The organism is Sphingobium sp. CR28, assembly GCF_052327305.1.
Lineage (GTDB): Bacteria > Pseudomonadota > Alphaproteobacteria > Sphingomonadales > Sphingomonadaceae > Sphingobium.
Window position 1 is genome coordinate 2,529,880 of record NZ_CP182486.1, and the last position, 22,810, is coordinate 2,552,689.

The 22,810-nt window shown below is 63.8% G+C and carries 20 protein-coding genes and 1 riboswitch; of the genes, 14 read left to right on the plus strand and 6 right to left on the minus strand.

Features of this window, described 5'->3' with window-relative positions; genetic code table 11:
• Positions 1 to 98: 98 nt before the first annotated feature.
• Entirely contained in the window at positions 99 to 611 is a 513-nt protein-coding gene (locus tag ACNAOH_RS12150) for a hypothetical protein (RefSeq protein ID WP_443970426.1), read from the minus strand.
• On the opposite strand from ACNAOH_RS12150, the gene ACNAOH_RS12155 reads away from it, so the two are divergent.
• Together ACNAOH_RS12155 and ACNAOH_RS12160 are read left to right on the plus strand one after the other, a co-directional pair.
• Entirely contained in the window at positions 612 to 1,748 is a 1,137-nt protein-coding gene (locus tag ACNAOH_RS12155; RefSeq protein WP_443970427.1) for an ImmA/IrrE family metallo-endopeptidase, read from the plus strand.
• A 3-nt stretch (positions 1,749 to 1,751) separates the two neighbouring features.
• The gene (locus ACNAOH_RS12160) at positions 1,752 to 2,198 is read left to right on the plus strand and encodes a hypothetical protein (RefSeq protein ID WP_443970428.1); all 447 of its coding nucleotides are present in this window, start codon (positions 1,752 to 1,754) and stop codon (positions 2,196 to 2,198) included.
• A 438-nt stretch (positions 2,199 to 2,636) separates the two neighbouring features.
• On the opposite strand, the gene ACNAOH_RS12165 is transcribed toward ACNAOH_RS12160, so the two are convergent.
• The gene (locus ACNAOH_RS12165) at positions 2,637 to 3,065 is read right to left on the minus strand and encodes a glycine zipper 2TM domain-containing protein (RefSeq protein WP_443970429.1); all 429 of its coding nucleotides are present in this window, start codon (positions 3,063 to 3,065) and stop codon (positions 2,637 to 2,639) included.
• 163 nt (positions 3,066 to 3,228) lie between these two features.
• Here ACNAOH_RS12165 and ACNAOH_RS12170 point away from each other — a divergent pair, with 163 nt between their 5' ends.
• A complete protein-coding gene (locus ACNAOH_RS12170; RefSeq protein WP_443970430.1) occupies positions 3,229 to 4,269 on the plus strand; it encodes an esterase-like activity of phytase family protein in 1,041 nt (346 codons plus the stop codon).
• A 67-nt stretch (positions 4,270 to 4,336) separates the two neighbouring features.
• On the opposite strand, the gene rpmB is transcribed toward ACNAOH_RS12170, so the two are convergent.
• Entirely contained in the window at positions 4,337 to 4,630 is a 294-nt protein-coding gene (gene rpmB / locus ACNAOH_RS12175) for a 50S ribosomal protein L28 (RefSeq protein ID WP_443970431.1), read from the minus strand.
• 125 nt (positions 4,631 to 4,755) lie between these two features.
• Here rpmB and ACNAOH_RS12180 point away from each other — a divergent pair, with 125 nt between their 5' ends.
• The 3 genes from ACNAOH_RS12180 (at position 4,756) to ACNAOH_RS12190 (ending at position 8,385) form a co-directional block, all read left to right on the plus strand.
• The gene (locus ACNAOH_RS12180; RefSeq protein WP_443970432.1) at positions 4,756 to 5,214 is read left to right on the plus strand and encodes a nucleoside deaminase; all 459 of its coding nucleotides are present in this window, start codon (positions 4,756 to 4,758) and stop codon (positions 5,212 to 5,214) included.
• 104 nt (positions 5,215 to 5,318) lie between these two features.
• Positions 5,319 to 5,396: riboswitch (cyclic di-GMP riboswitch) on the plus strand.
• A 149-nt stretch (positions 5,397 to 5,545) separates the two neighbouring features.
• Positions 5,546 to 6,718: a hypothetical protein gene (locus tag ACNAOH_RS12185; RefSeq protein ID WP_443970433.1), complete on the plus strand. Its 1,173-nt coding sequence runs from the start codon at positions 5,546 to 5,548 to the stop codon at positions 6,716 to 6,718.
• 74 nt (positions 6,719 to 6,792) lie between these two features.
• Positions 6,793 to 8,385: a ShlB/FhaC/HecB family hemolysin secretion/activation protein gene (locus ACNAOH_RS12190; RefSeq protein WP_443970434.1), complete on the plus strand. Its 1,593-nt coding sequence runs from the start codon at positions 6,793 to 6,795 to the stop codon at positions 8,383 to 8,385.
• A gap of 14 nt (positions 8,386 to 8,399) precedes the next feature.
• Here the strand turns inward: ACNAOH_RS12190 and ACNAOH_RS12195 are convergent, their stop codons facing one another.
• Positions 8,400 to 10,454 (minus strand): hypothetical protein, encoded by a 2,055-nt coding sequence (locus ACNAOH_RS12195; RefSeq protein ID WP_443970435.1) that lies wholly within the window; start codon positions 10,452 to 10,454, stop codon positions 8,400 to 8,402.
• Positions 10,455 to 10,531: 77 nt separating this feature from the next.
• Here ACNAOH_RS12195 and ACNAOH_RS12200 point away from each other — a divergent pair, with 77 nt between their 5' ends.
• Positions 10,532 to 10,966, plus strand: coding sequence for a GtrA family protein (locus ACNAOH_RS12200; protein WP_443970436.1), 435 nt, complete (start codon positions 10,532 to 10,534; stop codon positions 10,964 to 10,966).
• Positions 10,967 to 11,069: 103 nt separating this feature from the next.
• Here the strand turns inward: ACNAOH_RS12200 and ACNAOH_RS12205 are convergent, their stop codons facing one another.
• Complete coding sequence (locus ACNAOH_RS12205; RefSeq protein ID WP_443970437.1) at positions 11,070 to 11,288, minus strand: circumsporozoite protein; 219 nt, start codon at positions 11,286 to 11,288, stop codon at positions 11,070 to 11,072.
• Between the two features lie 223 nt (positions 11,289 to 11,511).
• Between ACNAOH_RS12205 and ACNAOH_RS12210 the strand changes: the two genes are divergently transcribed.
• From ACNAOH_RS12210 to ACNAOH_RS12230, 5 genes are all read left to right on the plus strand, one after another.
• Complete coding sequence (locus tag ACNAOH_RS12210) at positions 11,512 to 12,474, plus strand: ArsR/SmtB family transcription factor (RefSeq protein ID WP_443972132.1); 963 nt, start codon at positions 11,512 to 11,514, stop codon at positions 12,472 to 12,474.
• Between the two features lie 37 nt (positions 12,475 to 12,511).
• Positions 12,512 to 13,438 carry a methylenetetrahydrofolate reductase [NAD(P)H] gene (gene metF, locus ACNAOH_RS12215; protein WP_443970438.1) on the plus strand — a complete coding sequence of 309 codons (927 nt, stop codon included), beginning with the start codon at positions 12,512 to 12,514 and terminating at the stop codon, positions 13,436 to 13,438.
• Complete coding sequence (locus ACNAOH_RS12220; RefSeq protein WP_443970439.1) at positions 13,435 to 14,493, plus strand: homocysteine S-methyltransferase family protein; 1,059 nt, start codon at positions 13,435 to 13,437, stop codon at positions 14,491 to 14,493. Before metF ends, ACNAOH_RS12220 begins: the two co-directional genes overlap by 4 nt.
• Before the next feature lie 138 nt (positions 14,494 to 14,631).
• Positions 14,632 to 17,262, plus strand: a complete 2,631-nt coding sequence (gene metH / locus ACNAOH_RS12225) for a methionine synthase (protein WP_443970440.1) — start codon at positions 14,632 to 14,634, stop codon at positions 17,260 to 17,262.
• Positions 17,263 to 17,353: 91 nt separating this feature from the next.
• A complete protein-coding gene (locus ACNAOH_RS12230; protein WP_443970441.1) occupies positions 17,354 to 17,749 on the plus strand; it encodes a BLUF domain-containing protein in 396 nt (131 codons plus the stop codon).
• A 387-nt stretch (positions 17,750 to 18,136) separates the two neighbouring features.
• Here ACNAOH_RS12230 and ACNAOH_RS12235 read toward each other — a convergent pair whose 3' ends face one another.
• On the minus strand, positions 18,137 to 19,810 hold the full coding sequence (locus ACNAOH_RS12235) for an alkaline phosphatase family protein (protein WP_443972133.1): 1,674 nt from the start codon (positions 19,808 to 19,810) through the stop codon (positions 18,137 to 18,139).
• 74 nt (positions 19,811 to 19,884) lie between these two features.
• Between ACNAOH_RS12235 and ACNAOH_RS12240 the strand changes: the two genes are divergently transcribed.
• Complete coding sequence (locus tag ACNAOH_RS12240; protein WP_443970442.1) at positions 19,885 to 21,957, plus strand: protein-disulfide reductase DsbD family protein; 2,073 nt, start codon at positions 19,885 to 19,887, stop codon at positions 21,955 to 21,957.
• Positions 21,957 to 22,721 (plus strand): TlyA family RNA methyltransferase, encoded by a 765-nt coding sequence (locus tag ACNAOH_RS12245; RefSeq protein ID WP_443970443.1) that lies wholly within the window; start codon positions 21,957 to 21,959, stop codon positions 22,719 to 22,721. The genes ACNAOH_RS12240 and ACNAOH_RS12245 overlap by 1 nt, the downstream gene beginning before the upstream one ends.
• Positions 22,722 to 22,810 lie beyond the last annotated feature (89 nt).

A 22,810-nucleotide genomic window follows, 5' to 3' on the forward strand; every position in this document is an offset into this window, starting at 1 on the left:
GCAAGCGCAGCAATTGAGAAAGACTTTGGGAAAGGGGTACCTGACGATGCGGGCCGAGTGGGGGCAGTTAGCGCAATCCGTTTTATCTATCGCCCCCATCAGAGCCCCAACAGAGCGCGCTTAACGCGCTTTTCGACTTCATCTACCTTGGCCGCTACGCTCCGGCATCGCTTCCAGATGATGCCGGTCGAAATTAGGAAAATCCCAACTGGTAGGACGAGGTAGAACACGAAAATGAACCACAGCCCATCCTGACCAGCGTCGCAGTTCTGATTGACGGTACAGTAAGCGAAGTACGCGATGCTGATCGCAAAAAGGCCAAACACGACACCTAGCAAAAACCGGTTGAGGGCGTGAAAGCCTATCTCCACACCAATGACCTCGCCGCTGAGACGCCGAACGTTGTCGATTTCAGCGCGCATCCGCTTGGTCGTTACGGCATTTTTCAAAGTAGCTAACCGTCGAGAAAGTCCTGCCACTCCCGTTGTCGATACCGCTTGAATAACCGCCAACGCTAGATACAACCCGACGCCAACGGTCTGCACATTCGCAAGCTGCGCGAAGGTCAACCCCGTCTTCGTCGCTTCCCAAGGCCAGATGTCGATACACACGTGAAAATCCCCGCCGCCGCCCTTGATAATGTTCTTAGAGCGAGAGGCCTTGACCTAGCTACCCTCGCTGAGCGGAGTGGCATACCTCGGCGCAAGCTGGAGAGTGCTGCTGCCGGCGAAGGGGAGTTGGACGAAGACGAAATTACATCCATTACGGATGAGTTAGCAGTCCCAATCCAGGCGTTATTCGCGCGACACGGCATTCCGCTGTTTGCCTCTGTCGATTTTCGGACCGCCACTCCAGGTGTGGGCGAGTTCGAGAAAGGTACGCTGCAAGCGATCAGCTTTGTCGAACGGTTGTCCAGCACCCTCTCGTCGCTCGACATGGACGTAAGCCTCGACAAGAGCGTCAAGCAGTTCACGCCGAAGACCTACTCCGAAAACGAAGCCGCCGCACTCGCAAAGGAATGGCGCGAGAAGTGGGGCATCAAGGATAGCGAGCAGCTTGATTGGCAGGATGCCAACAAGCTCTACACCAGCCTCCGAACCTTTATCGAGAATTTGGGCGTCCTTGTTCTGCACCGGCAATTCAAAACCGATGAGGCAGCTGGGCTGTACGTTCACATCGATGATGGCCCTCACACTATTGTCATCAACACCACCGGCAGTAGCAAGGCGCGTAAGCTCTTCACGTTGGCTCACGAGTTCGGGCATGTCCTGCTCCGTGCAGAAGGTGCGTCGAACCCATCCGTTCTGAAAAATAAGATCGAGCGGTTTTGCAACCGGTTTGCAGCCTCACTTCTGGCGCCGAAGCGGCTGATCGAGAAGGCCCTACAACGGTTTGGCTACAAACCAATTCCAGACGATGACTTTATCCGCCTTTTTGCGAAAAAGATCGGCCTCAGCCAGGAAGCGACCTTCTTACGGCTGGTTCAGACGGGTCATCTGGAACGAAGTTCCTACGTTTCGTGGAAAGCTAAGTTCGGAAACACAAACCATGTTCCGTCTGGGGATCAATCCGACGGTGGAGGTGGTGGCAGCGCCGACCCTATCCGGGACAAGAGAACTCAGTATGGCTCTGCACTCCTGCGCCTGCTTGGACGAGCCCGTGAGTTGGGCAAGCTGGACGAGATCGACATCTACAGGTTGTGCGGTCTCAAGCCTCGCTACCAAGACAGATTATTTGAGGCTGCCTAACGGATGGTGGCTCAATCCAAGAGCAAACCAACGCCTCAGTGGGTGATCGACCTACACGGCATAAAGGAAGCTCTCACCACCCGCTCCAATGCCGTCAGGGCTCGCATCCGTGATGCAATACAGTCTGGCGAAATGCTTGTGATGCGGTCGGTGCAGAACGAGTTGAAGAACGGCTTTCCAGACCTCTGGAAGGAGTTCGTCACCATCAAACCACGCACGTATGTTGATACCGGCATGGCTGGTTACGCGGCGGCCACTGCTCTGCAGGAGTCCCATGGCTCGAGCCTGTTAGGCGGGATGCCCAGCTTCGCGCATTTCGAAGCGGTCACGGTGGCGCGCTCCAACGGTTGTCAGCTAGTATCTGCCGGTAAAGCCCTCAGCCACTGCCTTAGCATTGCCAAAAAGTGCGGCTTACCCAAAGGTGGCATCGCTGAGATCACTGACGTTTAAGGGCAGCGGCTATTCCTGACGATCAAGTCAATGTGAGGAAGCCGCTTTCTATCCACGTGATCATGGCTCGAATATCATTCTTCCCTTCACACTTTCCCCTGTCCTACAGTCCTCGCGGAGTGGCACGATGCCGCCATGCTGCTCTCGCGCTCCCTATTCGCTTCCGCATCAGGCATGGTTGGTCCGGCCCGTCGCGATGGCCATGGGAGCCGGAAGTTGACGGAACGTAGCGCCAACTTTGGCAACTTCCGGCGAGGCGCCGCGCCTTTCGCGGACAGGTGCGGGGCCGGCGCCCGCATCCTGAGTCTTGCACCGAAGGCTGCGTTCACGCTGTTCGCGCGCCTTTTGTCCGCGCTGGCCTCCGCAACGCTAGAGGGCCGACCCGTTGCCGGGCCGGCCCTTCGTCATGGAGAGATGCTGCCTGTCGGGTCAGGCCGCTCAGCAGCGGCCGTCGCCCTTGTCGATCGCCCGGCCGGCGACCGCGCCGACTGCGCCACCGATGATGGTGCCCGTGGTCCGGTCACCCCGGCGTCCGGCGACTTCATGGCCGAGCAGACCGCCGGCGATCGCGCCGATGATGGTGCCGGCCGCGCCGTCGTTGCGGCAGCGATAGCGGTAGTTATAGTTGTTGCCGCGATAGGCACCGCGATTGCCGGCATAATAGCCGTTCCCGCGATAGTAATCGCCCCGGCGGTAGTCGCCGCGATAGCCGTTGCCGCGATAATAATCGCCGCGGTTATAGTCGCCGCGATAGCCATCGCGATAATAGCCACCGGGCTGGGCCTGGGCGGGGGCGGCGAGGGTCAGGCTCGCGGCACCCATGGCGACAGCCGCACCGATATTGGCGAGCTTGGAAAACTTGAACATGGGTCAACTCCTTCTTTCCTCTGCCGGCGCGGGCTCCAGATGGGACTCGGACCGTCGGTGAGTGATGCCCTTATGGACGAGTCGCTTTGAGTGCCGCCTGAACGCGCCCGTTAGCCCCCGTTCATCGGCCTGAACGGATTGACAGGGGCCGGGGTGATTGCCGGTGGCGCAGGAAGTCCCCTGCGATTATGGCATCTCGCGAATGCAGCGCATCGCGATCATCCTCATCCTCTTCATTGCTCTGATGAACGGGCGGCACGGCACGAGCGAGCCACCCGCCTCGTTCGACAGCCTCGTGGTGCAGGCACGCTCGCTGATGGCCGATCGGGGGGTGGCGGGGCAGGACTATGGCCCGCTGCGACTGGAGGGTGCCTGGCAACTCACCAGCCATCATCCGGCCTTTGGCGGCATATCCTCGCTTTTGGTGCGGGCGGATGGGGGCTTCATTGGGCTCAGCGACACCGGCGAGGCGTTCCGCTTTCGGGTCAGCGGGAGCGAAGGGGAGGGGTTCGTCGAGCCGCTTCCGCGACGCCCTCAGGAAATGGACGTGCCGCGCTGGAAGTGGGACTCGGAGAGCATGACGACCGATCCCGCGACCGGCCGCATCTGGGTCGGCTTCGAGGGGCTCCAGCGCATCTGCCGTTACGCGCCCGGCTTTGCGGCGATAGAAGCGTGCAAGCACCCCCGGGAGATGAAGCACTGGGACATTACGCGGAGTATCGAGAGTCTGGTGCGCTTCTCGGACGGGCGGTTCATGGCAATCGCGGAAGGCACTTACGGGCCTGACAAGGCCAATGACGTGCTGCTCTGGCAGGGAGACCCGACCGACCCCGCGACGCCGCCGCCCGTTCATCTGCAATATTATGGACCGACCGGCTATCGCCCGACCGACGCCCTGTGGCTGGGTGGCGACCGGCTGCTGGTGCTCAATCGCCGGCTAACGGTGTTCGATGGCTTCACTGCCAAGCTGGTGATGGTGCGGCTGCCTCCTCTCGTGGAGGGCGCGCGGCTGGTGGGGGAAGAGATCGCCGACTTCAGCCCGCCGCGCCTCACGGATAATCTGGAGGCGCTGGCGCTCGGCCACGAGAAGGGTAAGCCGGTGCTCTGGGTCGCCTCGGACGACAACCATCTCTTCCTTCAGCGCAGCCTGCTCCTGAAGTTCGCGCTGCCGGAGGACTGGGTCTCGCAGGCGCGGGCACCGTGAACCTCGCGCGCGCACGAAAAAGGGCGACCATAAGGCCGCCCCTCTTTCAATCCGTCAGTCGCGCCGATCAGGCGGCGACAGCGACAGCCTTCTTGACGATCTCGCGCTTCAGGCGACGCGCCTTGAGCGAGAGCTTGCCGTCTGCCGTCTTGAGCAGCCAGTTGTCGAGGCCGCCGACATGCTCGACCGAACGCAGGCCGTGCGTGGAGACACGCAGCTTCACGCTCTTCTCCAGCGACTCGGAAATCAGCGTCACGTTCTGCAGGTTCGGCAGGAACACGCGCTTGGTCTTGTTGTTGGCATGGGAGACATTGTGTCCCACTTGGCGGCCACGGCCAGTCAGCTCGCAGATGCGCGACATATCAAAAAATCCCGTTGTCCAGTTCGCTTGGAAAGCGGCGCCGATAGCGTTGCTGAGACGAATCGTCAAGCCAATTGGCCGGGAAAGCTTGCGACCGGCGGCACAAATTGTATCGCATGGGCGCTATGGTAACTCCTTTCCCTCTGCCCGAGCCGATGCGCCTCGCGCTTGACCTCGCCCGCGCGGCGGCGCTGGCGGGCGAAGTGCCGATTGGCGCCGTGGTCACGCGGGGAGGACAGGTCATCGCAACGGGGGAGAATCGCAACCGCCGCGATCATGATCCGACTGCTCATGCCGAGATCGTCGCGATTCGGTCTGCCGCTGCTTCGCTGGGCGCGGAACGGCTTACCAATTGCGATCTGTGGGTGACGCTGGAGCCCTGCGCGATGTGCGCGGGAGCCATCGCGCATGCGCGCATTGCCCGGCTCTATTATGCCGCGAACGACCCCAAGGGCGGCGGCGTGGAACATGGCGCACGGGTCTTTGCACAGCCCCAATGCCACCACAGGCCGGAAGTTCTCGGCGACATAGGCGGACAAGAATCAGGTGATATACTGAGAGCATTCTTTGCTAAGCGACGTTGATTCAGATCAGTATTCTGAACAAATATATCATTACTTGACGATTAATCGCATTTTTCGAGAACCTTTTCGGCGTGACTGCGTTGTGCGGCGAAGGATCATGTTGATCCCGATAAAGGCAAACCGGTGGTGACGCCGGGACGCAAAGCTTCCGGCCTTGGGTGCAAGGTAGCGGGGCCGCCGAAGGATTGAGGTTTCAGGTGAAGCACTTCTACTGATCCACAGCCGTTCGAAAAATGTGGACTGGTAACTCTGCCGATCCTGCGCCGTCCGCCAATCATGCGGTTTCGCTCATGGCGCCCCTGTCGTCCGGATGAGGACAGGAGACGGCGTAATGGTACACGAACACACATCAGGATTTTCTTCCTTAAAGCGCGGCAAGGCGGCGGCAGTTGCGACCTGCTCTCTGCTCGCAATGCTGCTGAGCGCCTGTGAAACCACAGGCGGCACGCGATTCTCCGGCGTAGGCGCGCCCCCGTCCGGATCGGACGGGAGTGGTGGAGGCTCCGGCGGTGGCGGCAACAGCGGCGGCGGTAGCAATAATGGCGGCGGTAGCGGTGGCGGCAGCGGCGGAAATGGTAGCGGTAATGGTAACGGCGGCGGCTCAGGCTCCGCCACCCAAGCCGGGCTGATCGCCGGCACGCTGCAGGAAGTGTCCCCTGTTCTCGTGACCGCGGGCAATGCCGTGCTGGGCGTGTCCAACGGGCAGGGACAGGTCACGACGCCTGTCGCGACCGCTTTGCCGCTGGCTCAGCCGGTGACGGGAACGATCACGCGCGTCCTGAATGATACGGGCACGGTTCTGGTCGATGCCGGGCAAGGCCGCACTCTGCTCCTTCAGGGCGCGCAGGGCGTGGTCGGCGATGTGCTGTCCATCGATGTCGGCAGCAATAGCGTCATCACCGGGTTGGACGGCACGCCCGGCGCAGTCGGCGTCGGCGTGCTCGGCAACAGCCAGCCGGTCGGTACGGTAGCGAGCGTCGGCGTGCTCAACGCGGGTAACACCGTGCTGGCGAACGTGGGCGGTGTCGCGGATGTACGCGTGACCAACATCACTGCGCCGACGGGCGGTATCGCCGACAATCTGCTGAACGTCGCCGTGGGCGGCAATCAACTTCTTGGGAGTGGCAATCCCGCCCTCCTGAACGCCAATGTCCTGCCCGGCGGTCTTCCCACGGCCGGCGGAGCAAACGGCGTGCTCGCGCCCGTGACCAACGCGCTCGGCACGGTGACGGGTGGCACGGGGACCGGTGTCGTGAGCGGCGTGGTCTCCTCGGTGCAGCAGGGGACCGGCGATCTGCTCGGCTCGGTGGGCGTCGGGGCCGGAGCCTCGGCAGACGCAGGCGCGTCGTCAGGTGGCCTGCTTGCACCCGTGACCGGGGTGGTGAACGTCGCGACGGGCGCCAATGCAGGCGCGGATGGCTCGGCAGCGTCGGGCGGACTGCTCGCGCCGGTGACGGGCGTGGTCAGTAACTTGGGCGGCGCACTGGGCCTCGGCAATCAGTGACATCATGATCGGGGCGCGCACCTCTCGCGCGCCCCGTCCTCCCGTGGCGATCGCTCTCAAGAAAGCGCCATTCTATGAATCCATCCGCCTTGATGCCGCTGCTGCTGGCAGCGCAACCTGCTGTCGGGCCACTCGCGCCCTCCCTGATCGAACAGGGAACTCCCGTGCCCCAACCCGAAACGCCAAAGCCGGCACCTCCACCCAGCCAAAATGCGCTGATCGACGTGGACGCCGGCGAGGCGGGTGCCCCGATCCAGCGGATCGAGTTTCTGGGTGCAGAGGCGCCGGAGCGCGTCGCGGAGGCTGCGCGTGGCTTCATCGGGCAGAGTGCGTCCCGCGAAATCCTTGGCAGCCTCGCAAAGGCCATATCGGATGCCTATGCCCGCAGCGGCATCGCGCTCTATACCGTCGCGATCCCGCAGCAGGATCTTTCCACCGGGCTTGTCCGCGTGCGCCTCGCGGAGGGGTTCGTCGAGGATATCATCTATCCCGAGGGCGCCAGTCCCCTCGTCCGTGCTTATGCGGAGCGGCTGAAGGCGGAGCAGCCGCTCACCCGGCGCTCGCTCGAGCGCTATCTCACACTCATGCGGGACATTCCGGGCGCGAAGATCGACGTGGCCCTGCTGCGCGGAAAGCAGGCGGGAGGCGTCAACCTTTCCATCACGCCCAAGCGCGAACACAGCGACTTCAGTTTCGGCTTCGATAACCGCACCCAGCGCGGCCTCGGCAACGGCCAGTGGCGGGCAGGGGCGCAGGGATATAGCCTGTTGCGCGACGGCGACCGCACGGATCTCACGCTGCTCGCTGCCGCGGATCTCAAGCGCTATCGCTATGCCGGCCTCAGTCATCAGACACCGATCGGCAGCGATGGCCTGACGCTTGGCCTTTCGGCCTCGGCGCTGGAGACGCGCTTTCAGGGCCAACCGATCACCGGCGAGGCGCGAACCGCCGGTGTGACGCTAAGCTACCCCGTCATTCGCGGTTACAAGCGCAACCTCATCGTCAGCGCGGGCTTTGACGGCCTGAACAGCGATGCTGCCCTGCTTGGCTCGGTCATCTCGTCCGACCATATCCGCGTGCTTCGCGGGGCTGTGAGCTATTCCGCCACGGGCAAGCGAGACAGTGTTTCGGCCAGTGTCCTTGCCAATAAGGGCGTCGATGCGCTGGGTGCGCGGGCAATGGCTGGCTTTTCGGACGCGACCTTTTTCCGGGTCACTGGGCGGGCGGGTTATGACCGGGTGTTCGGCAAGCGCGTCGTTGGTCGGCTGCGCATGGTCGGCCAATATACTCAGGATCGGTTGCCGGGCAGCGAGCGGCTGGCGGTCGGCGGGCCGGAATTCGGGCGGGCCTTCGAGACCGCCTTGCTGAGCGGCGATCGTGGCGCTGCCGCCTCACTGGAAGTGGCGGTGAGACCCGGCCTTCCTCAAAAATTCACCGGGTCGGAAGTCTATGGCTTCGTGGATGCCGCCCGGATCAAGGTGTTAGCGCGGACGGGGTTCCTTGGTGCCCGCTACGATCTGGCATCCGCTGGCGGCGGTGTCCGGCTGAACTATGCCACGCGGGCGAGCTTTTTCGTGGAAGGCGCACGGGCGATCGAAGCGCCTTATGGCGGACTCGAAAAGGCGTGGCGTGTCAATGTCGGGTGGCACCTCAAGCTCCGCCAATAAGGTGCTGCCGCGCGTTACTTCCCTGCCTGTGAGGCTCCCTTGCCTGCATCCATCGGCGTGATGCGATAGAGCTGGAATGGCAGGACGGTCGGGAAGTTCAGCTTCACGGGGCTGAGGAACGGGAACGTCTCGTCCCGCATCATGCGGGCATAGAAGCCCTTGGGGCTGCGCTGCTGATAGATGGTTCCTTCCGGGAAACCGGGGCAAACGAGCAGGTAGGTCGCGCCATGCGCTGCGGCGATTGCCCGGAAATTCTCCGGCGCGCCGTCCATCGCGTGGTGAACGTCGAGGATCGCCTTTTCATTGCGATGATAAGGGCCGGCAATTGCGCGATGATGAGTTATCGCAATAAGGCGCGGGCCGAGATCGACCATGGTGAAGATCGTGGCAGGGGGCAGTTCGTCGAGCGCGGCGAGCGCTGGCTGCGAGCGGCATCGTCCGCTCGCCGAACCCGCAGGGCTGGGCTTGGGTTTGGACTGGGCGGCATTCGACGCGGCGGAGACGGAAGCGGACGTGGTCGCGCTTCCCTTGCGCTGGGTGGATGAGGCTGTAGCGACGCGGCGAGGCGGCAAGGCTGCTGACGTGGCTGTGAGCCGCCGTGAGGCCTCGCGGCTCTCCTCTTCCTCCTCTTCCTCATCGTCGATCCAGTTGGCGACGGTGGTCCGCCAATAGCCGACGGCCTTGGGGTAGAGCGGGTAGGCGCTTGCCGCCGAACCCAGCAACGCAAGGCCAGGGATGGCGACCAGGCGCCGCCAGATGCCCGGTCCGGCGAAGAGCCAGACGATGAACGCCCAGAGCGCGCAGGCAAGCGGCGCGATGGCAAGGAGCTGCGCGGCCGGTCCCGCCCTGATCTGCCAGAAGCATAGGCCGATCGAGAAGGCGATCATCAGTGCGACCGTGCCCCAGGCCCAGAGCCGCTCGATATCCCGCCGGACCGCCCAGCATCCCGCAAGGGCGCAAAGCATGCCCGCAGCCGGGATTGCCATCACCGGCACCCACGTGGTGTGTGCCTGCACATAGATGGGCTTGGCCTCGCGGATGTAGATGAGCCACTTGTTCTGAAGCTCTGGCGAAAGCTGATAGGCGCCGGTCAGGCATTGCGGCCAGCTTATCCAGGCGAAACCGAGGACGATCGCGCCACCGACCGCAGCGGCGGCAAAGCGCTGCGGCCAGCCGCGCACCGGCAGAAGCGTCAGCGCGAAGAGGACACCAGCGGCAAGCGTGAGGATGCTGGTCCACACCGGAGACAGCGCATCGCACATCGGTAGTCGATTGGCGTTGCTGGCGAACGCGGCATAGCCGATCGCGGTTGTGCCACCCAGGCTCAGCGCATATGGGCGCATCCGCCGTTCAGCGCCGTCCTTGAAGATCCATCGCAGCGCGACAAGCGCGCCCGCACCGGCCAGATAGACGAGCATTTCCATGCCGATCGCCACTGATGCGGCGCTTGCGACACCGGCGACGACACCACCGCGCACCCATTTGCGATCGACCAGACCGGCAAGCGCGACGCTGGTGAGCGTGAGCTGCCAGCCATGATGATCGACCCGCATTGGCATGAACATGGAGAGGCCCATTTCCGCGCCGAGCGGCAGCAGCATGGCAATGAACCAGGCATGCCCCCCGCTGGCGAGACGGCGCGCCAGAAAAGCGAGCGAGAGCATGAGCGGCAGCAGCGGCAGCAGCGGTGCGACGCCGAGCGCCAGCTGATCTGCACGCACGTCGCTCACAAAAAAACGGAAAAACAGCATCAAGCCGGCGATCGGCAGATCGACGAGGCGGCTCCAGTGGATGTTCGCGCCCTGCGGCGGGTTCATGCGGTGCTGGGTGAGATCCCACCAGCTCTGGCCGTTCAGCCAGTCCCGCACTTGCAGATAGCGCATATTATCGTCGGTATCGCCCAGCGCCATGTAATGCATCGCGCTGCCAAAGCGCTGCAGATAGACCGCGCAGATGATGAGCCAGGCAATCGCGACGATCCAGTGCCACTCGCGATGCGCCCAGCGATTGAGCAGCGCGACGAGGCGGCCGGGGCGCGAGCGGGAAAAGTTGTCGAGGCGGGAAAGCATCAGCTAGGGGATTAGCCTGGCGTCGGCAAAGCGCAAGTTCAGAGCGCGCTTGTTCGACGCGGCATGATCCGGGGGCCTTGATCGACGCGATGCTGATTTTATCCACGCTGCAGGATGCAGAGCGGCGTTGGCCGCTTCTGGCGCAGGTGCTGCGCTATGGGCTCGTCGGCGGGTTCGTGACTGCTTTGCAAGCGGCGACCTATTGGCTGCTGGCCCGCCATGCAGGCGTGCATCCCCAGCTGGCTAATCTGGCGGGATATGGTATTGCCGTCGCGAGCGGCTTCGTCCTCCACGGGCGCTGGTCCTTTCGAGGTCATGGCGGACGCGATCGGCCGCTGCATCGCGCGGCGCGCTTCTTCGCGGTGTCGCTCGCCAGCCTGGCGCTCAACGCGGGCTGGGTATGGCTTACGACGGACCTGCTCGGATGGCCGCTCTGGGCGCCGATCCCGTTCATGGCGGTGGCGACGCCTGCTCTCGTCTTCGTGCTCAACCGGCGCTGGGTCTTCGCCTGACATCCGGGACTGCTCCAGCAGTCGCGCATAGGAAAAGGGGCCACTTCTCCTGAGAGAAGCAGCCCCTTTCATGTCTCGCACCCGCCTGGGATGCGCGAACCGCTCAGAGAGCGTTGTCGACAGAATTGCTGGCGTTGTCCATCGCGTTGCCCGCAGCGTTCATGGCGTTGCCGGCGGCGTTCATGGCATTGTCGGCTGCATTGGCAGCGTCATTCGCGGCGTTCATCGCGTCGTTTGCGGCGTTGTTGGTCTCGTTGGAACCGCAAGCTGCAAGGCCGAGCGAAGCTGCAACGACGAACGAAAAGGCAAGAGACTTCTTCATGGGCAAACCCCCTATTTTGCTAAACCGGCAGGCGGTTCGAGGAAAGGGACCCCGGGGAGCCTGCGCGCAAATCGTATAGTCTAGTTAATTCCAAGGCAATCCCTGCCGGCCGCACTGCAACATATCGTCTTCATCATGCCCGCTGCTTGACGCAGACGGAGCCGTTGCGCGCGATGCATGATTGACGGATATAAAGGAATCTTTATATGAAGAGGCAATGACGATTTTCAGCCAGATTGATCTGTTTCGGGCGCTCGGCGATCCGACGCGACTGCGCGTCGTGCACTTGCTGCGCGAGATGGAACTGGCGGTCGGCGAGATCGCCGTCGTGGTCGGGCAGAGCCAGCCGCGTGTCTCACGGCACATCCGGATTCTTGTGGATAGCGGCCTTGTCGAGCGGCGGCGGGAGGGGAGCTGGGTGTTCCTGACGCTTCGCCGGGACGAGACCGAGCGGGCGCTTGGCCGCCTGCTGGATGTCGCTCCGCGCGATCCGGCCGAGTTGTTGTGGATTGAGGCGGACCGCGCCCGTCTTGCCGCAATCCGGGCCGAGCGAGCACGGGCGGCGGAGGATTATTTCGCCACGCATGCCGAGCATTGGGACGCGATCCGGTCGCTTCACGCGCCGGAGGCGGAGGTCGAGCAGGCCATGGCGGCGATGTTGGCGGACACGCCCCTCGGCGCACTGCTGGACATCGGCACCGGGACGGGCCGGATGGCGACGCTCTTCGCGAACAAGGCCAGCCAAGTCATGGCGGTCGATCGCAGCCCGGATATGCTGAGGCTGGCCCGTGCCAAGACGCCCGAAGCGCTCGCGGAAAAGGTGCGTTTTCAGATCGGCGATTTCTACGATCTGCCGGTGGAAGATGCGTCGGTCGATACGGCGCTGCTTCATCAGGTGCTGCACTATGCGCAGGAGCCCGAGCGCGTGATTGCCGATGTGGCGCGGGTGCTGGCAGAGGACGGACGGCTGCTGATCGCCGACTTTGCCGCGCATGAGCGCGAGGAGCTGCGCCAGCTCAATGCCCACGCGCGGCTCGGTTTTTCCGACGCGCAAATCGAAAGCTGGTATCGCGCGGCGGGAATCGACCTTATCGAGACCCGCGCGCTGGAGGGCGGCGAGCTGACCGTGAAACTCTGGCTTGGCCGGCGCCGGGGCGCGCGGATAAGGCAGATCAAGAGCAAGTGATTATCCTGTCCACAACATCAACAAGGGCGTCAGCACGATGACCTATGCTTTCGGTCCGGGTCTGCGGCCGTCTCTTTTTGCCGATCTTCCTGGCGACACGAAGGTGTCCTTCGAGTTCTTCCCGCCCAAGACGGACGAGGCAACGGCGCAGTTCTGGGCGACGTTCGACGCGCTCGAACCGCTCGATCCCAGCTTCGTCTCCGTGACCTATGGCGCGGGCGGCACGACCCGTGAGCGGACGCTGGGTGCGGTCTCGGCGCTGGCCAAACGCGGTGCGCCGGTCGCGGCCCATCTTACCTGTGTTTCGGCCAGCCGCGATGAAGTCGATGCAGTGGCGGACAGCTTCTGGGAAGCGGGCGTTCGGCATATCGTCGCGCTGCGTGGTGACGGGCAGGGGGTGGACGGCAGCTACAGTGCGCATCCGCAGGGCTATGCCAATGCCGCCGAACTGGTGGCAGGGCTCACCAAACGGCACCCGTTCGAGATCAGCGTAGCAGCCTATCCGGAAATACACCCGGAGTCGGCGAGCGCGCAGGCCGATATCGACAATCTCAAGCGCAAGATCGATGCGGGCGCGACGCGGGCAATTACGCAGTTTTTCTTCGACGTTGAGCGCCTGCTGCGCTTCCGCGACGCGGCGGCAGCGGCCGGCATCACTGCCGAGATCGTGCCGGGCATCCTGCCGGTCTCGAATGTGAAGCAGACCCGCAAGTTCGCTGCCCAGTGCGGTGCTACGATCCCAGGCTGGATGGACAGCCTGTTCGAGGGGCTGGATAGCCACCCCGGCACGCGCCAGATGGTCGCGGCGACCATCGCGGCCGAGCTGTGCCAGCAGCTGACCGTGGAAGGCGTGCGGCATTTCCATTTCTACACGCTCAACCGATCGGAGCTGAGCTACGCGGTCTGCCACCTGCTCGGCCTCCGCCCCACAGAAGGCGTCGCATCCAAGGAGAAGGTCGCATGAGCGGACCGAACGACACGGCCGAGGCGATCCGCGCGCTGGCGGCGGAACGCATCCTCATCTTCGACGGCGGATACGGCACGTCGATCCAGAGGCACGGCCTGGTTGAGGCCGACTATCGCGGATCGCTGGATCTGGCAGCGGACCAGAAAGGCAATAACGATCTGCTGTGCCTGACGCGGCCGGACATCATCGGTGGCATTCATGATGCCTATCTGGATGCGGGTGCGGACATCATCGAGACGAACAGCTTCTCGTCCACCCGGATTGCGTTGGCCGATTATGGCTGCGAGCATCTCGTGCGCGAGATCAATCTGGCGGCTGCGCGCGTGGCGCGGGAAAGCGCGGATAAGGCGCAGGCAAGGGATGGCCGGCGGCGCTTCGTGGCCGGCGCGATCGGTCCGACCAACAAGACGCTTTCCATCTCCCCCAAGGTCAATGATCCGGCATTCCGCGAGATCGACTTCGACACGCTGAGAGACGAGTATCGCACGCAATGCGATGCCCTGATCGAGGGCGGGGTGGACATGCTGCTGGTCGAGACCTGCTTCGACACGCTCAACGCCAAGGCTGCAGGGCTTGCCGCGCGGGAGGCCGAAGCGGCGGCAGGGCGGGATGTGCCGCTGATGATGAGCTTTACCATCACAGACATGTCCGGCCGGAACCTCTCGGGCCACACCATCAATGCGTTCTGGTATTCGCTAAGGCACCTCAAGCCGCTGACCATCGGCGTCAACTGCGCGTTCGGTGCCGATAAGCTGCGGCCGTATCTGGCGGAGCTCTCCCGTGCGGCCGACACGCTGATCCTCGCTTACCCCAATGCCGGCCTTCCCAACGAACTGGGCCAATATGACGAACTGCCCGAGACCACTGCGATGCTGATCGCGGAATGGGAGCGGGAAGGGCTGGTCAACATGGTCGGTGGTTGCTGTGGCACGACGCCGGGGCATATCGGCGCGATCGCGCGGGCGCTCTCGGGCGGAAAGCCGCGCGTTGTGCCGGACGTGCCGGTGGTGACGCGCCTCGCGGGGCTCGAGCCGATGCACATCGCGGCTTGAATCGTCGGAGGAGACAACGCCTCCGTTCGCCCTGTTGGCACGAGGCACGTGACTCGTGCCAATGTCGAAGGGCTGCACTTTGAAGAATAAAGACTGGGCTTCGACAGGCTCAGCCCGAACGGACGTAGAGATCAGGATATGACCCAACAATCCACAGGCGCCAGCTTCGTCAATGTCGGCGAACGCACCAACGTCACTGGTTCGGCCAAGTTCAAAAAGCTCATCATGGCAGGCGACTATGCCGCCGCGATCGAGATTGCGCGCGAGCAAGTGGAAAACGGCGCCCAGATCGTCGACGTTAACATGGACGAGGGCCTGCTGGACGCCCATGAAGCGATGACCCGCTTCCTCAAGCTCATCACGGCCGAGCCGGACATTGCGCGCGTACCCGTGATGATCGACAGCTCCAAGTGGAGCGTGATCGAGGCCGGGCTCAAGTGCGTATCCGGCAAGCCAATCGTCAACTCGATCAGCATGAAGGAAGGCGAAGAACAGTTCCTGGATCATGCGCGCAAGTGCATGGCCTATGGCGCCGCAGCGGTCGTCATGGCGTTCGACGAAACCGGGCAGGCGGATACCAAGGACCGCAAGGTCGAAATCTGCGAGCGCGCTTACAAGCTGCTGACCGGCATCGGCTTTCCGCCCGAAGATATCATCTTTGATCCCAATGTGTTCGCGGTGGCGACGGGCATCGAGGAGCACAACAACTACGGCGTCGACTTCATCGAGGCGTGTCGCGAGATCAAGGCGCGCTGCCCGCACGTGCATATCTCGGGCGGTCTCTCCAACCTCTCGTTCAGCTTCCGTGGCAATGAGCCGGTGCGCCGCGCGATGCACAGCGTGTTCCTCTATCACGCCATTCCCGCAGGCATGGACATGGGCATCGTCAATGCGGGGCAGCTCGACGTCTACGATACGATCGACCCGGAACTGCGCACCGCCTGCGAGGACGTGGTCCTCAATCGCGATCCGGACGCGGGCGAGCGACTGGTGACACTGGCCGAGAAGTTTCGCGGCACTGACGCTGTCGCGGAAAAGCAGGCGGAGGAATGGCGAAGCTGGGACGTAACGCGTCGGCTGGAACATGCGCTGGTCAAAGGCATCGACGCCTACGTCGTGGAGGACACCGAAGAAGCGCGGCTGGACGTGCAGCAGCGGGGCGGGCGGCCGATCGAAGTGATCGAAGGGCCGCTGATGGACGGCATGAACGTGGTCGGAGACCTGTTCGGCTCCGGCAAGATGTTCCTGCCGCAGGTGGTGAAGTCCGCTCGTGTGATGAAGAAGGCGGTCGCGCATCTCCTGCCCTACATCGAGGCGGAGAAAGCGGCGGATTCCAAGGGTAAGGGCCGCATCATCATGGCGACCGTGAAAGGCGACGTGCATGATATTGGCAAGAACATCGTCGGCGTTGTCATGCAGTGCAACGGCTTCGAGGTCATCGATCTGGGCGTGATGGTGCCCTGGTCGACGATCCTGGAGGCCGCGAATGAAAATGAGGCGGACATGATCGGCCTCTCGGGCCTCATCACGCCCTCGCTCGACGAGATGGTGACTGTCGCGCAGGAAATGCAGCGCGCCGGCATGTCCATGCCGCTGTTGATCGGCGGCGCGACGACGAGCAAGGTTCACACCGCACTCAAGATCGAGCCGGAATATACTGGCCCCGTCGTCCATGTGCTCGACGCGAGCCGCGCAGTCGGCGTGGCGACGGCTCTCGTCTCCGATACGCAAAAAGCGCCCTTCGTGGAGCAGACGGCGGGAGAATATGCCAAGATCCGCGACGCGCGCGCGGGCAAGGGACAGAGTGAGCTGCTGACCATTGGGCAGGCGCGTGACAATGGCTTTGCCATGGACGAGCGCATGAAGGTGCCGGCGCCCGCGCAGCCGGGGGTCCATGTCTTCCCCGACTGGGATCTTGCCGATCTTGCCGAATATATCGACTGGACGCCCTTCTTCCGTGCCTGGGAACTGGCAGGCACTTACCCTGCAATCCTCGACGACAAGGTCGTTGGCGAGAGCGCGCGCAGCCTGTTCGCCGACGCGCAGGCAATGCTCAAGCAAATCATCGACGAGAAGTGGCTGGTCGCCAAGGGTGTCGCAGGCATGTGGCCCTGCGCGCGCGAGGGGGACGATGTCGTCATCTATCTGGAAGATGAGCGCCATGTTCGCCTGCCGTTCCTGCGTCAGCAGATCGCCAAGCGCGCCCAGAGCGAAGGCGGCCGCGCCAACTCCTGCCTCGCGGACTTCATCAGCCCGGACGGCGACTGGATCGGTGGGTTCGCTGTCTCTGCCGGTCATGGCATCGAGCCGCATCTGGCTCGCTTCCGTGCGCGCCACGACGACTATTCGGACATATTGCTGAAGGCGCTGGCCGATCGGCTGGCCGAGGCTTTCGCGGAGCGGCTCCACGCGCATGTTCGCCGCGAGCTGTGGGGCTATGCCGACGAAGACAATATGACCAACGAAGCGCTGATCCGCGAGCAATATGTCGGCATTCGCCCGGCGCCGGGTTATCCCGCCTGCCCGGACCATAGCCTCAAGCCCATCCTCTTCGATCTGCTGGATGCGACACACAATGCGCACATCACACTGACGGAGAGCTTCGCCATGTTGCCCACCGCAGCGGTGAGCGGCTTCTATTTCGCGCATCCGCAGGCAAGCTATTTCGGCGTGGCGCGGATCGGGCGCGACCAGTTGGAGGATTATGCGGCGCGCCGCGGTGTGGACATTGCTACCGCGGAGCGCTGGTTGCGGCCCAATCTCGACTAATCGACATTAAAGACGTGCTGCATCCAAAAAGCTATGCGCGGTCTTCCGGGCTTGATAACAAGTCGTAACGGACGGCTGAGAAGGTCAGAATTTGCATTCGATTATTTATGTGAGCACGGCGACTACACCTCTTGCGCCGGATCAACTCGAGACCCTCGCCGGTGAAGCTGCTGAGAAGAACGAGCCCCGTGGTATTACGGGGCTGCTGGCTTATAATGGCTTCAACTTCATGCAATTGCTTGAAGGCGATAAGGATGCCGTAGAGGAACGGCTGGGCCGCATAAAGGACGATCCCCGCCACAGCGGCGTCGTCGTCGTTCGTCGCGAGACAGTCGAAGGGCGCGAGTGCGGGGCCTGGTTCATGGCCGCGCGCACGACCCCGCTTGCCGGCCTCGGCCCTGCGGACGCACTGCGTGATGCCCTGCCCGATTCGCTGCGCGAGGAAACACGGCGGCTCTTCTCCAGCTTCGCGTCGTTGGTGCGCTGATCCGCCTTCCGGCTGGCTGCTTCAGCGTGGCTCCCGGCACGGCCCCTCATAGATGATCCGCCACCGCTCGGACCGGGCGAGGCAGGAATTGCTGAAAGTCCGCTGCTGCCCACGGCGAATGGCGCAGACCGGCGCATAGTTCATGGTGCAGGCCACCGGTCGTTGAGGCGGGCGCGGACGCTCAGGCCCTGGCATGGTTTCCATACAGCCAGTGAGCGTGAGCGGAGCGACTAATGACAGGACGGCAACGAGATTGGAGCGCGACATCAGCGAAACTCCTCTGCCTATAGTGCGGCGCCCTGATGACGCCGCTACCGATCAGCATGATCCCCGCTGGCCGCTAAGGCAAGCGTGGATCAATGGGGGAGGATCGCTGCTGATGGCGGCTTATTTCGCCGGGCAGCTTGTCTGCGGGCCTGCGATCAGATCGAGGCATTTGCCGTCATAGCCCGTTGACGGGAGCGCGAGGCCGATCTGCGCTGCAAGCGTGGGCATGATGTCCACTGTCTCGACACCGAGCGGCTGATCGAACGGCACCAGTCCGTTGCGCCAGAAGAGGATCGGCACGCGCCGGTCATAATCCCATGGGCTGCCATGCGTCGCAACCGAGTTGTTGCCGTCAGGGTTGATGATGGGGGTGACGCGCGGCTTCAGAAGCACGAGCAGATCGCCGGAACGTTGGGGATCGAAGCTCGCCTTCGCCTCATCCAGAAGCGACCAGCTCTCCGGCGGACCTGAAGGCTCCGGTGCAGCGGCGAGTTCAGCGTGCGTGAAGACCGCGGCGACCTGTCGCTGCTCCTTGTAGAATGCCGTGGCGGCAGCGAGCAGCTTCGCTTTCTCGGCGGGCTTCAGCCGCTTGTTGACCCACATGTCGCCGGAGGCTCCGTCCGCCAGCAGCAAGTCGTCGCCGGAAAGGGCCGTCTGGCTCGCCAGCAGCGCGTTGACAGCCTTTGGCGCAAGCGCAGGGGCTGCGCGCTCCGCATCGCCTGCCGCATTCTCCCGGTTGCGCTCGGGCAGGTCATGCCCGCCATGGTCCGCAGTCAGCGTCACCATATAGTCGATGCCGAGCGCATCCAGACGATCGAAGAAGCTGCCGAGGCTGGCATCCAGATTAGCCATCTGGATGCACATTTCGGCGCCTTCGGTGCCGAAGCCATGGCCGACATAGTCTGTGGCGGAAAGGCCGATGGAAATGAGGTCAGTCGCTGAACCCTGACCCAGCTTCTGATCCTCGATAAGGCTCTGGGCGAGCGCCAGGATCGCCGCGTCGAATTCCGGCGAGGCCCGGAAGGCGCGGGCATCGCCGCCCTTGCGCGCAAAATGACCATTGCCCACGCTTTTCGTAGGACTGACCGGAACGGCATGATTCTTGGGCATACAGTTGGCGGGAATATCCATCGCCGCGCGATCGGCATTGAATAGTTGCGCAACGCCCGCATTGACCCTGTCGACCAGCGGGGTGGTGGGCACGCCGCGATAACTGGTGAAGGTCTTGCCGCCCCACCACCAGATTTGATCGAGCGTCGGCCCGCCCATCATGATCGCGGCGCGATCCTTGCCCGCGACCGAGATGACTTTTGCCGCAGGATTGGCGGCTTTCATCCGTCCGCCGAGCGTCGGTACGCGCAGATAGTGGACGGACGGCGCATAGTCGCTTGAGGACGTGCCGGGGACAGACGGGTCTTCCGAGCAATAGACGACCTTGTCCGACCGGGTAACGGACTGATCGATCCAGTTATTGGCGATGATGCCGGTGTGACCGGGGCGATTGCCCGTAAGGATGGTCGAGTGGCCGGGGCAGGTCTCGGTCGCGGCGTGGCTCTGGAAGCCCTTGGGGAAAACGACGCCATGGGCGAGGCGGGCCATACCCGCAGTGAAGGTAGGCCGATACTCGTTGAAAAGGTCCGCCGAGAACTGGTCGACCGAGATGACGACGAGCAATTTGGGCGGACCGATAGGCCGGCCCGGAGCGGGTGCGGGGACAGGCTCGGGGCGAAGCGAAGTCTGGGCAACGGCGGGCGCTGCGACAAGCGCGAGAGAAGCAAGAAGACGACGACCCAGCCGATGCATGAAATTCCCCTTTGTGGTGGCGCGGCGCGCGCCTAGATCGTGGCGCTCCACTGTAGGACCGCGCCATGCATCGCCTCAATGGCCTTTTGATGACAATATTGGCACTGGCGACCTTGTTTGTCGGCGCGCCTGCTCATGCTCAGGGCGCCTTCGGAACAGGTCAGCGCCACATGCGCGCGAGTCTGATCGCGGAGACGGCCACCCCGGCTGCAGGATCGACCGTGACGCTCGCCATTCTGATGCAGCCGGACAAGGGCTGGCACGGCTATTGGCAGAATCCCGGCGATGCGGGCGCCGGCATGAACCTCGACTGGACGCTGCCTGCGGGTGCGGGCGTGGGCTCCTTGCGTTATCCGGTGCCGCAGCGCCTCGTGATCGCCGGGCTGATGAACCATGTCTTCGAGCATGACTATGCCGTGCTGACGGAGCTAAAAGTGCCGGCCGGCCTCAAGGCTGGCACAAAGCTGCCCGTACAGGCGAAGGGCCGGTGGCTGGTTTGCACGGATAGCCTGTGCGTGCCCGAAGAGGGTGAAATCGCGACAGTGCTCACGATCGGCACGGGGGCCGTGACGCCCGCGACTCGAGCGCGATTCGACGGCTGGCGTGCGGCGCTGCCTCGCCCGCTCGACCAGCAGGCGAGCTATGCGATCACTGGCAATCGCATTGCCATTTCCGTGCCTTATCCGGCGACGGGCGAGACGCGCGAGCCATGGTTCTACGCGGTCAGTCGCGACCGCATCGCCTATGCAGAGCCGCAGGCAGTGCGGCGCGTGGGCGACCGTCTGGTGATCGACACCGGTATCCCAGAGGGGGCGGCCATCACCGGCCCGATCGAGGGTGTGCTCGCGGTCTCGCCCGGCCTTGCGCTCGCGGTGACAGCAACGCCCGGCGCCGTGCCGGCAGGTGGGGAGCCTGTGGACGGGGGCCGGACATCAGGGGGCATCGACCCGATCGCGCTGCTGTTGACGCTGGCTGGCGCGTTCCTTGGCGGTCTCATCCTCAACATCATGCCGTGCGTCTTTCCCATTCTGAGTCTCAAGGCGCTCAGCCTCACCAAAGCAGGCGGTGACGAGAGACAGGCGCGGTTGGACGCGATCGCCTACACTGCGGGCATTCTCGTTACATGTCTGGCGCTGGGCGGAGTGATGCTGGCGATCCGCGCGGCGGGGCAAGAGATCGGCTGGGCGTTCCAGCTCCAGCATCCCGGCGTCATCGCACTTCTGCTGGTGCTGATGACCGCGATCACGCTCAATCTTGTGGGCGCCTTTGAGCTCGGCGTTATCGACGCCGGTCAGGGGCGGGCGGCGCGGGGCGGCTTGTCCGGCGCGTTCTGGACCGGTGCGCTCGCAGCCTTCGTGGCGACGCCCTGCGCCGGGCCGTTCCTTGGCGCAGCGATGGGCGCGGCGCTGGTGCTGCCCTGGCCGCTCGCGCTGCTCGTCTTCGCAGGACTCGCGCTTGGGCTGGCGGCCCCCTTCCTGCTGATCGCCTTCATTCCAGCCGCGCGGTCACGCCTGCCGAAACCCGGTGCGTGGATGAACCGACTGAAGCATATTCTCGCCATCCCTATGGGACTGACGGCGGCGGGGCTGCTTTGGCTGCTCTGGCGGCAGACCGGCGAGCAGGGTCTTGCTCTCGGGCTGATATTGGCGTTCGTCGCTGCCGTGCTGCTCGTGATGATCGGGCGACGCCAGCGGCGCGGGAGTGGCACGCATGCAGCCGCGATCCTGATCGGCTGTCTTGCATTGGGCAGCGTAGCCCTGGCCGTGCCGCCCGTGCTGGATGCGCCGATCCGCGCCGTCGGCGATCACGCCGCCTTCGACGAAGCAAAACTCGCGGCCCTCCGCGCGAACGGCAAGCCCGTGTTCCTGTATTTCACGGCCGACTGGTGCCTGACCTGCAAGGTGAACGAGGCGGGTGCGTTGGCGAATAGCGATGTCATCGCTGCATTCGACAAGGCCGGGGTACAGTGGATGGTGGGCGACTGGACCAATGCTGATCCGGCGATCACGCGCTTTCTGGAAGCGAACGGGCGGGCGGGTGTGCCGCTCTACCTCTATTATGCGCCGGGTGCACGCGCGCCACAGGTGCTCCCCCAGGTGCTCACGCCGGGGACGCTGACGGCGCTGGTCGCGGGCTGATGGCAAAGGCGCGGCTCGATCAGTTGCTTGTGGAGCGAGGCATGGCCGAGAGCCGCACCCGCGCGCAGGCCCTCATCATGGCGGGGCAGGTTCTGGTAGCGGGCAAGGCGGGCGCCAAGGCCGGACAGATGCTGGCCACTGATGCCGACATCGTGCTCAAAGGGCGTGACCATCCCTGGGTGTCTCGCGGTGGGCTCAAACTGGACCATGCTCTAGCTCATTTCGCGATCGACGTGACCGGCCTGACGGCAATGGACGTGGGCAGCTCCACGGGCGGCTTTACCGATGTACTGCTGACGCGGGGGGCGGCGAGGGTCTACGCCGTGGACAGCGGAACGAACCAGCTCGCATGGAAGCTGCGCAGCGACAATCGCGTCATCGTGCACGAGCAGACCAGCGCACGCATCCTCACTGCCGACCATATACCCGAGCTTGTCGACATCATTGTCTGCGACGCGAGCTTCATCGGCCTCGCCAAGGTGCTGGAGCGTCCACTTTCCTTCGCTGCGCCGGGTGCACATCTCGTGGCGCTGATAAAGCCGCAGTTCGAGGCAGGGCGAGCCGAGGTCGGCAAAGGCGGGGTAGTGCGCGATCCGGCTGTGCATGCCCGCGTATGCGACGAGGTTTCCGCGTGGGTGGGCGGGCAGGGGTGGGATGTGATCGGCATTACCACCAGCCCTATCACCGGACCGGAGGGCAATGTGGAGTTCCTGATCACGGCGCGCCTCGGTACGAGCTCGATGCCTTGTCCCGAAATCGCATGACCGCTCGCCAAATGTGGCTTGCGAAGCGCCCTTAAACCCCGCACATCTCCCTGCCTTGAGGTTGTGGGGAGTCGACTGCCATGGACATG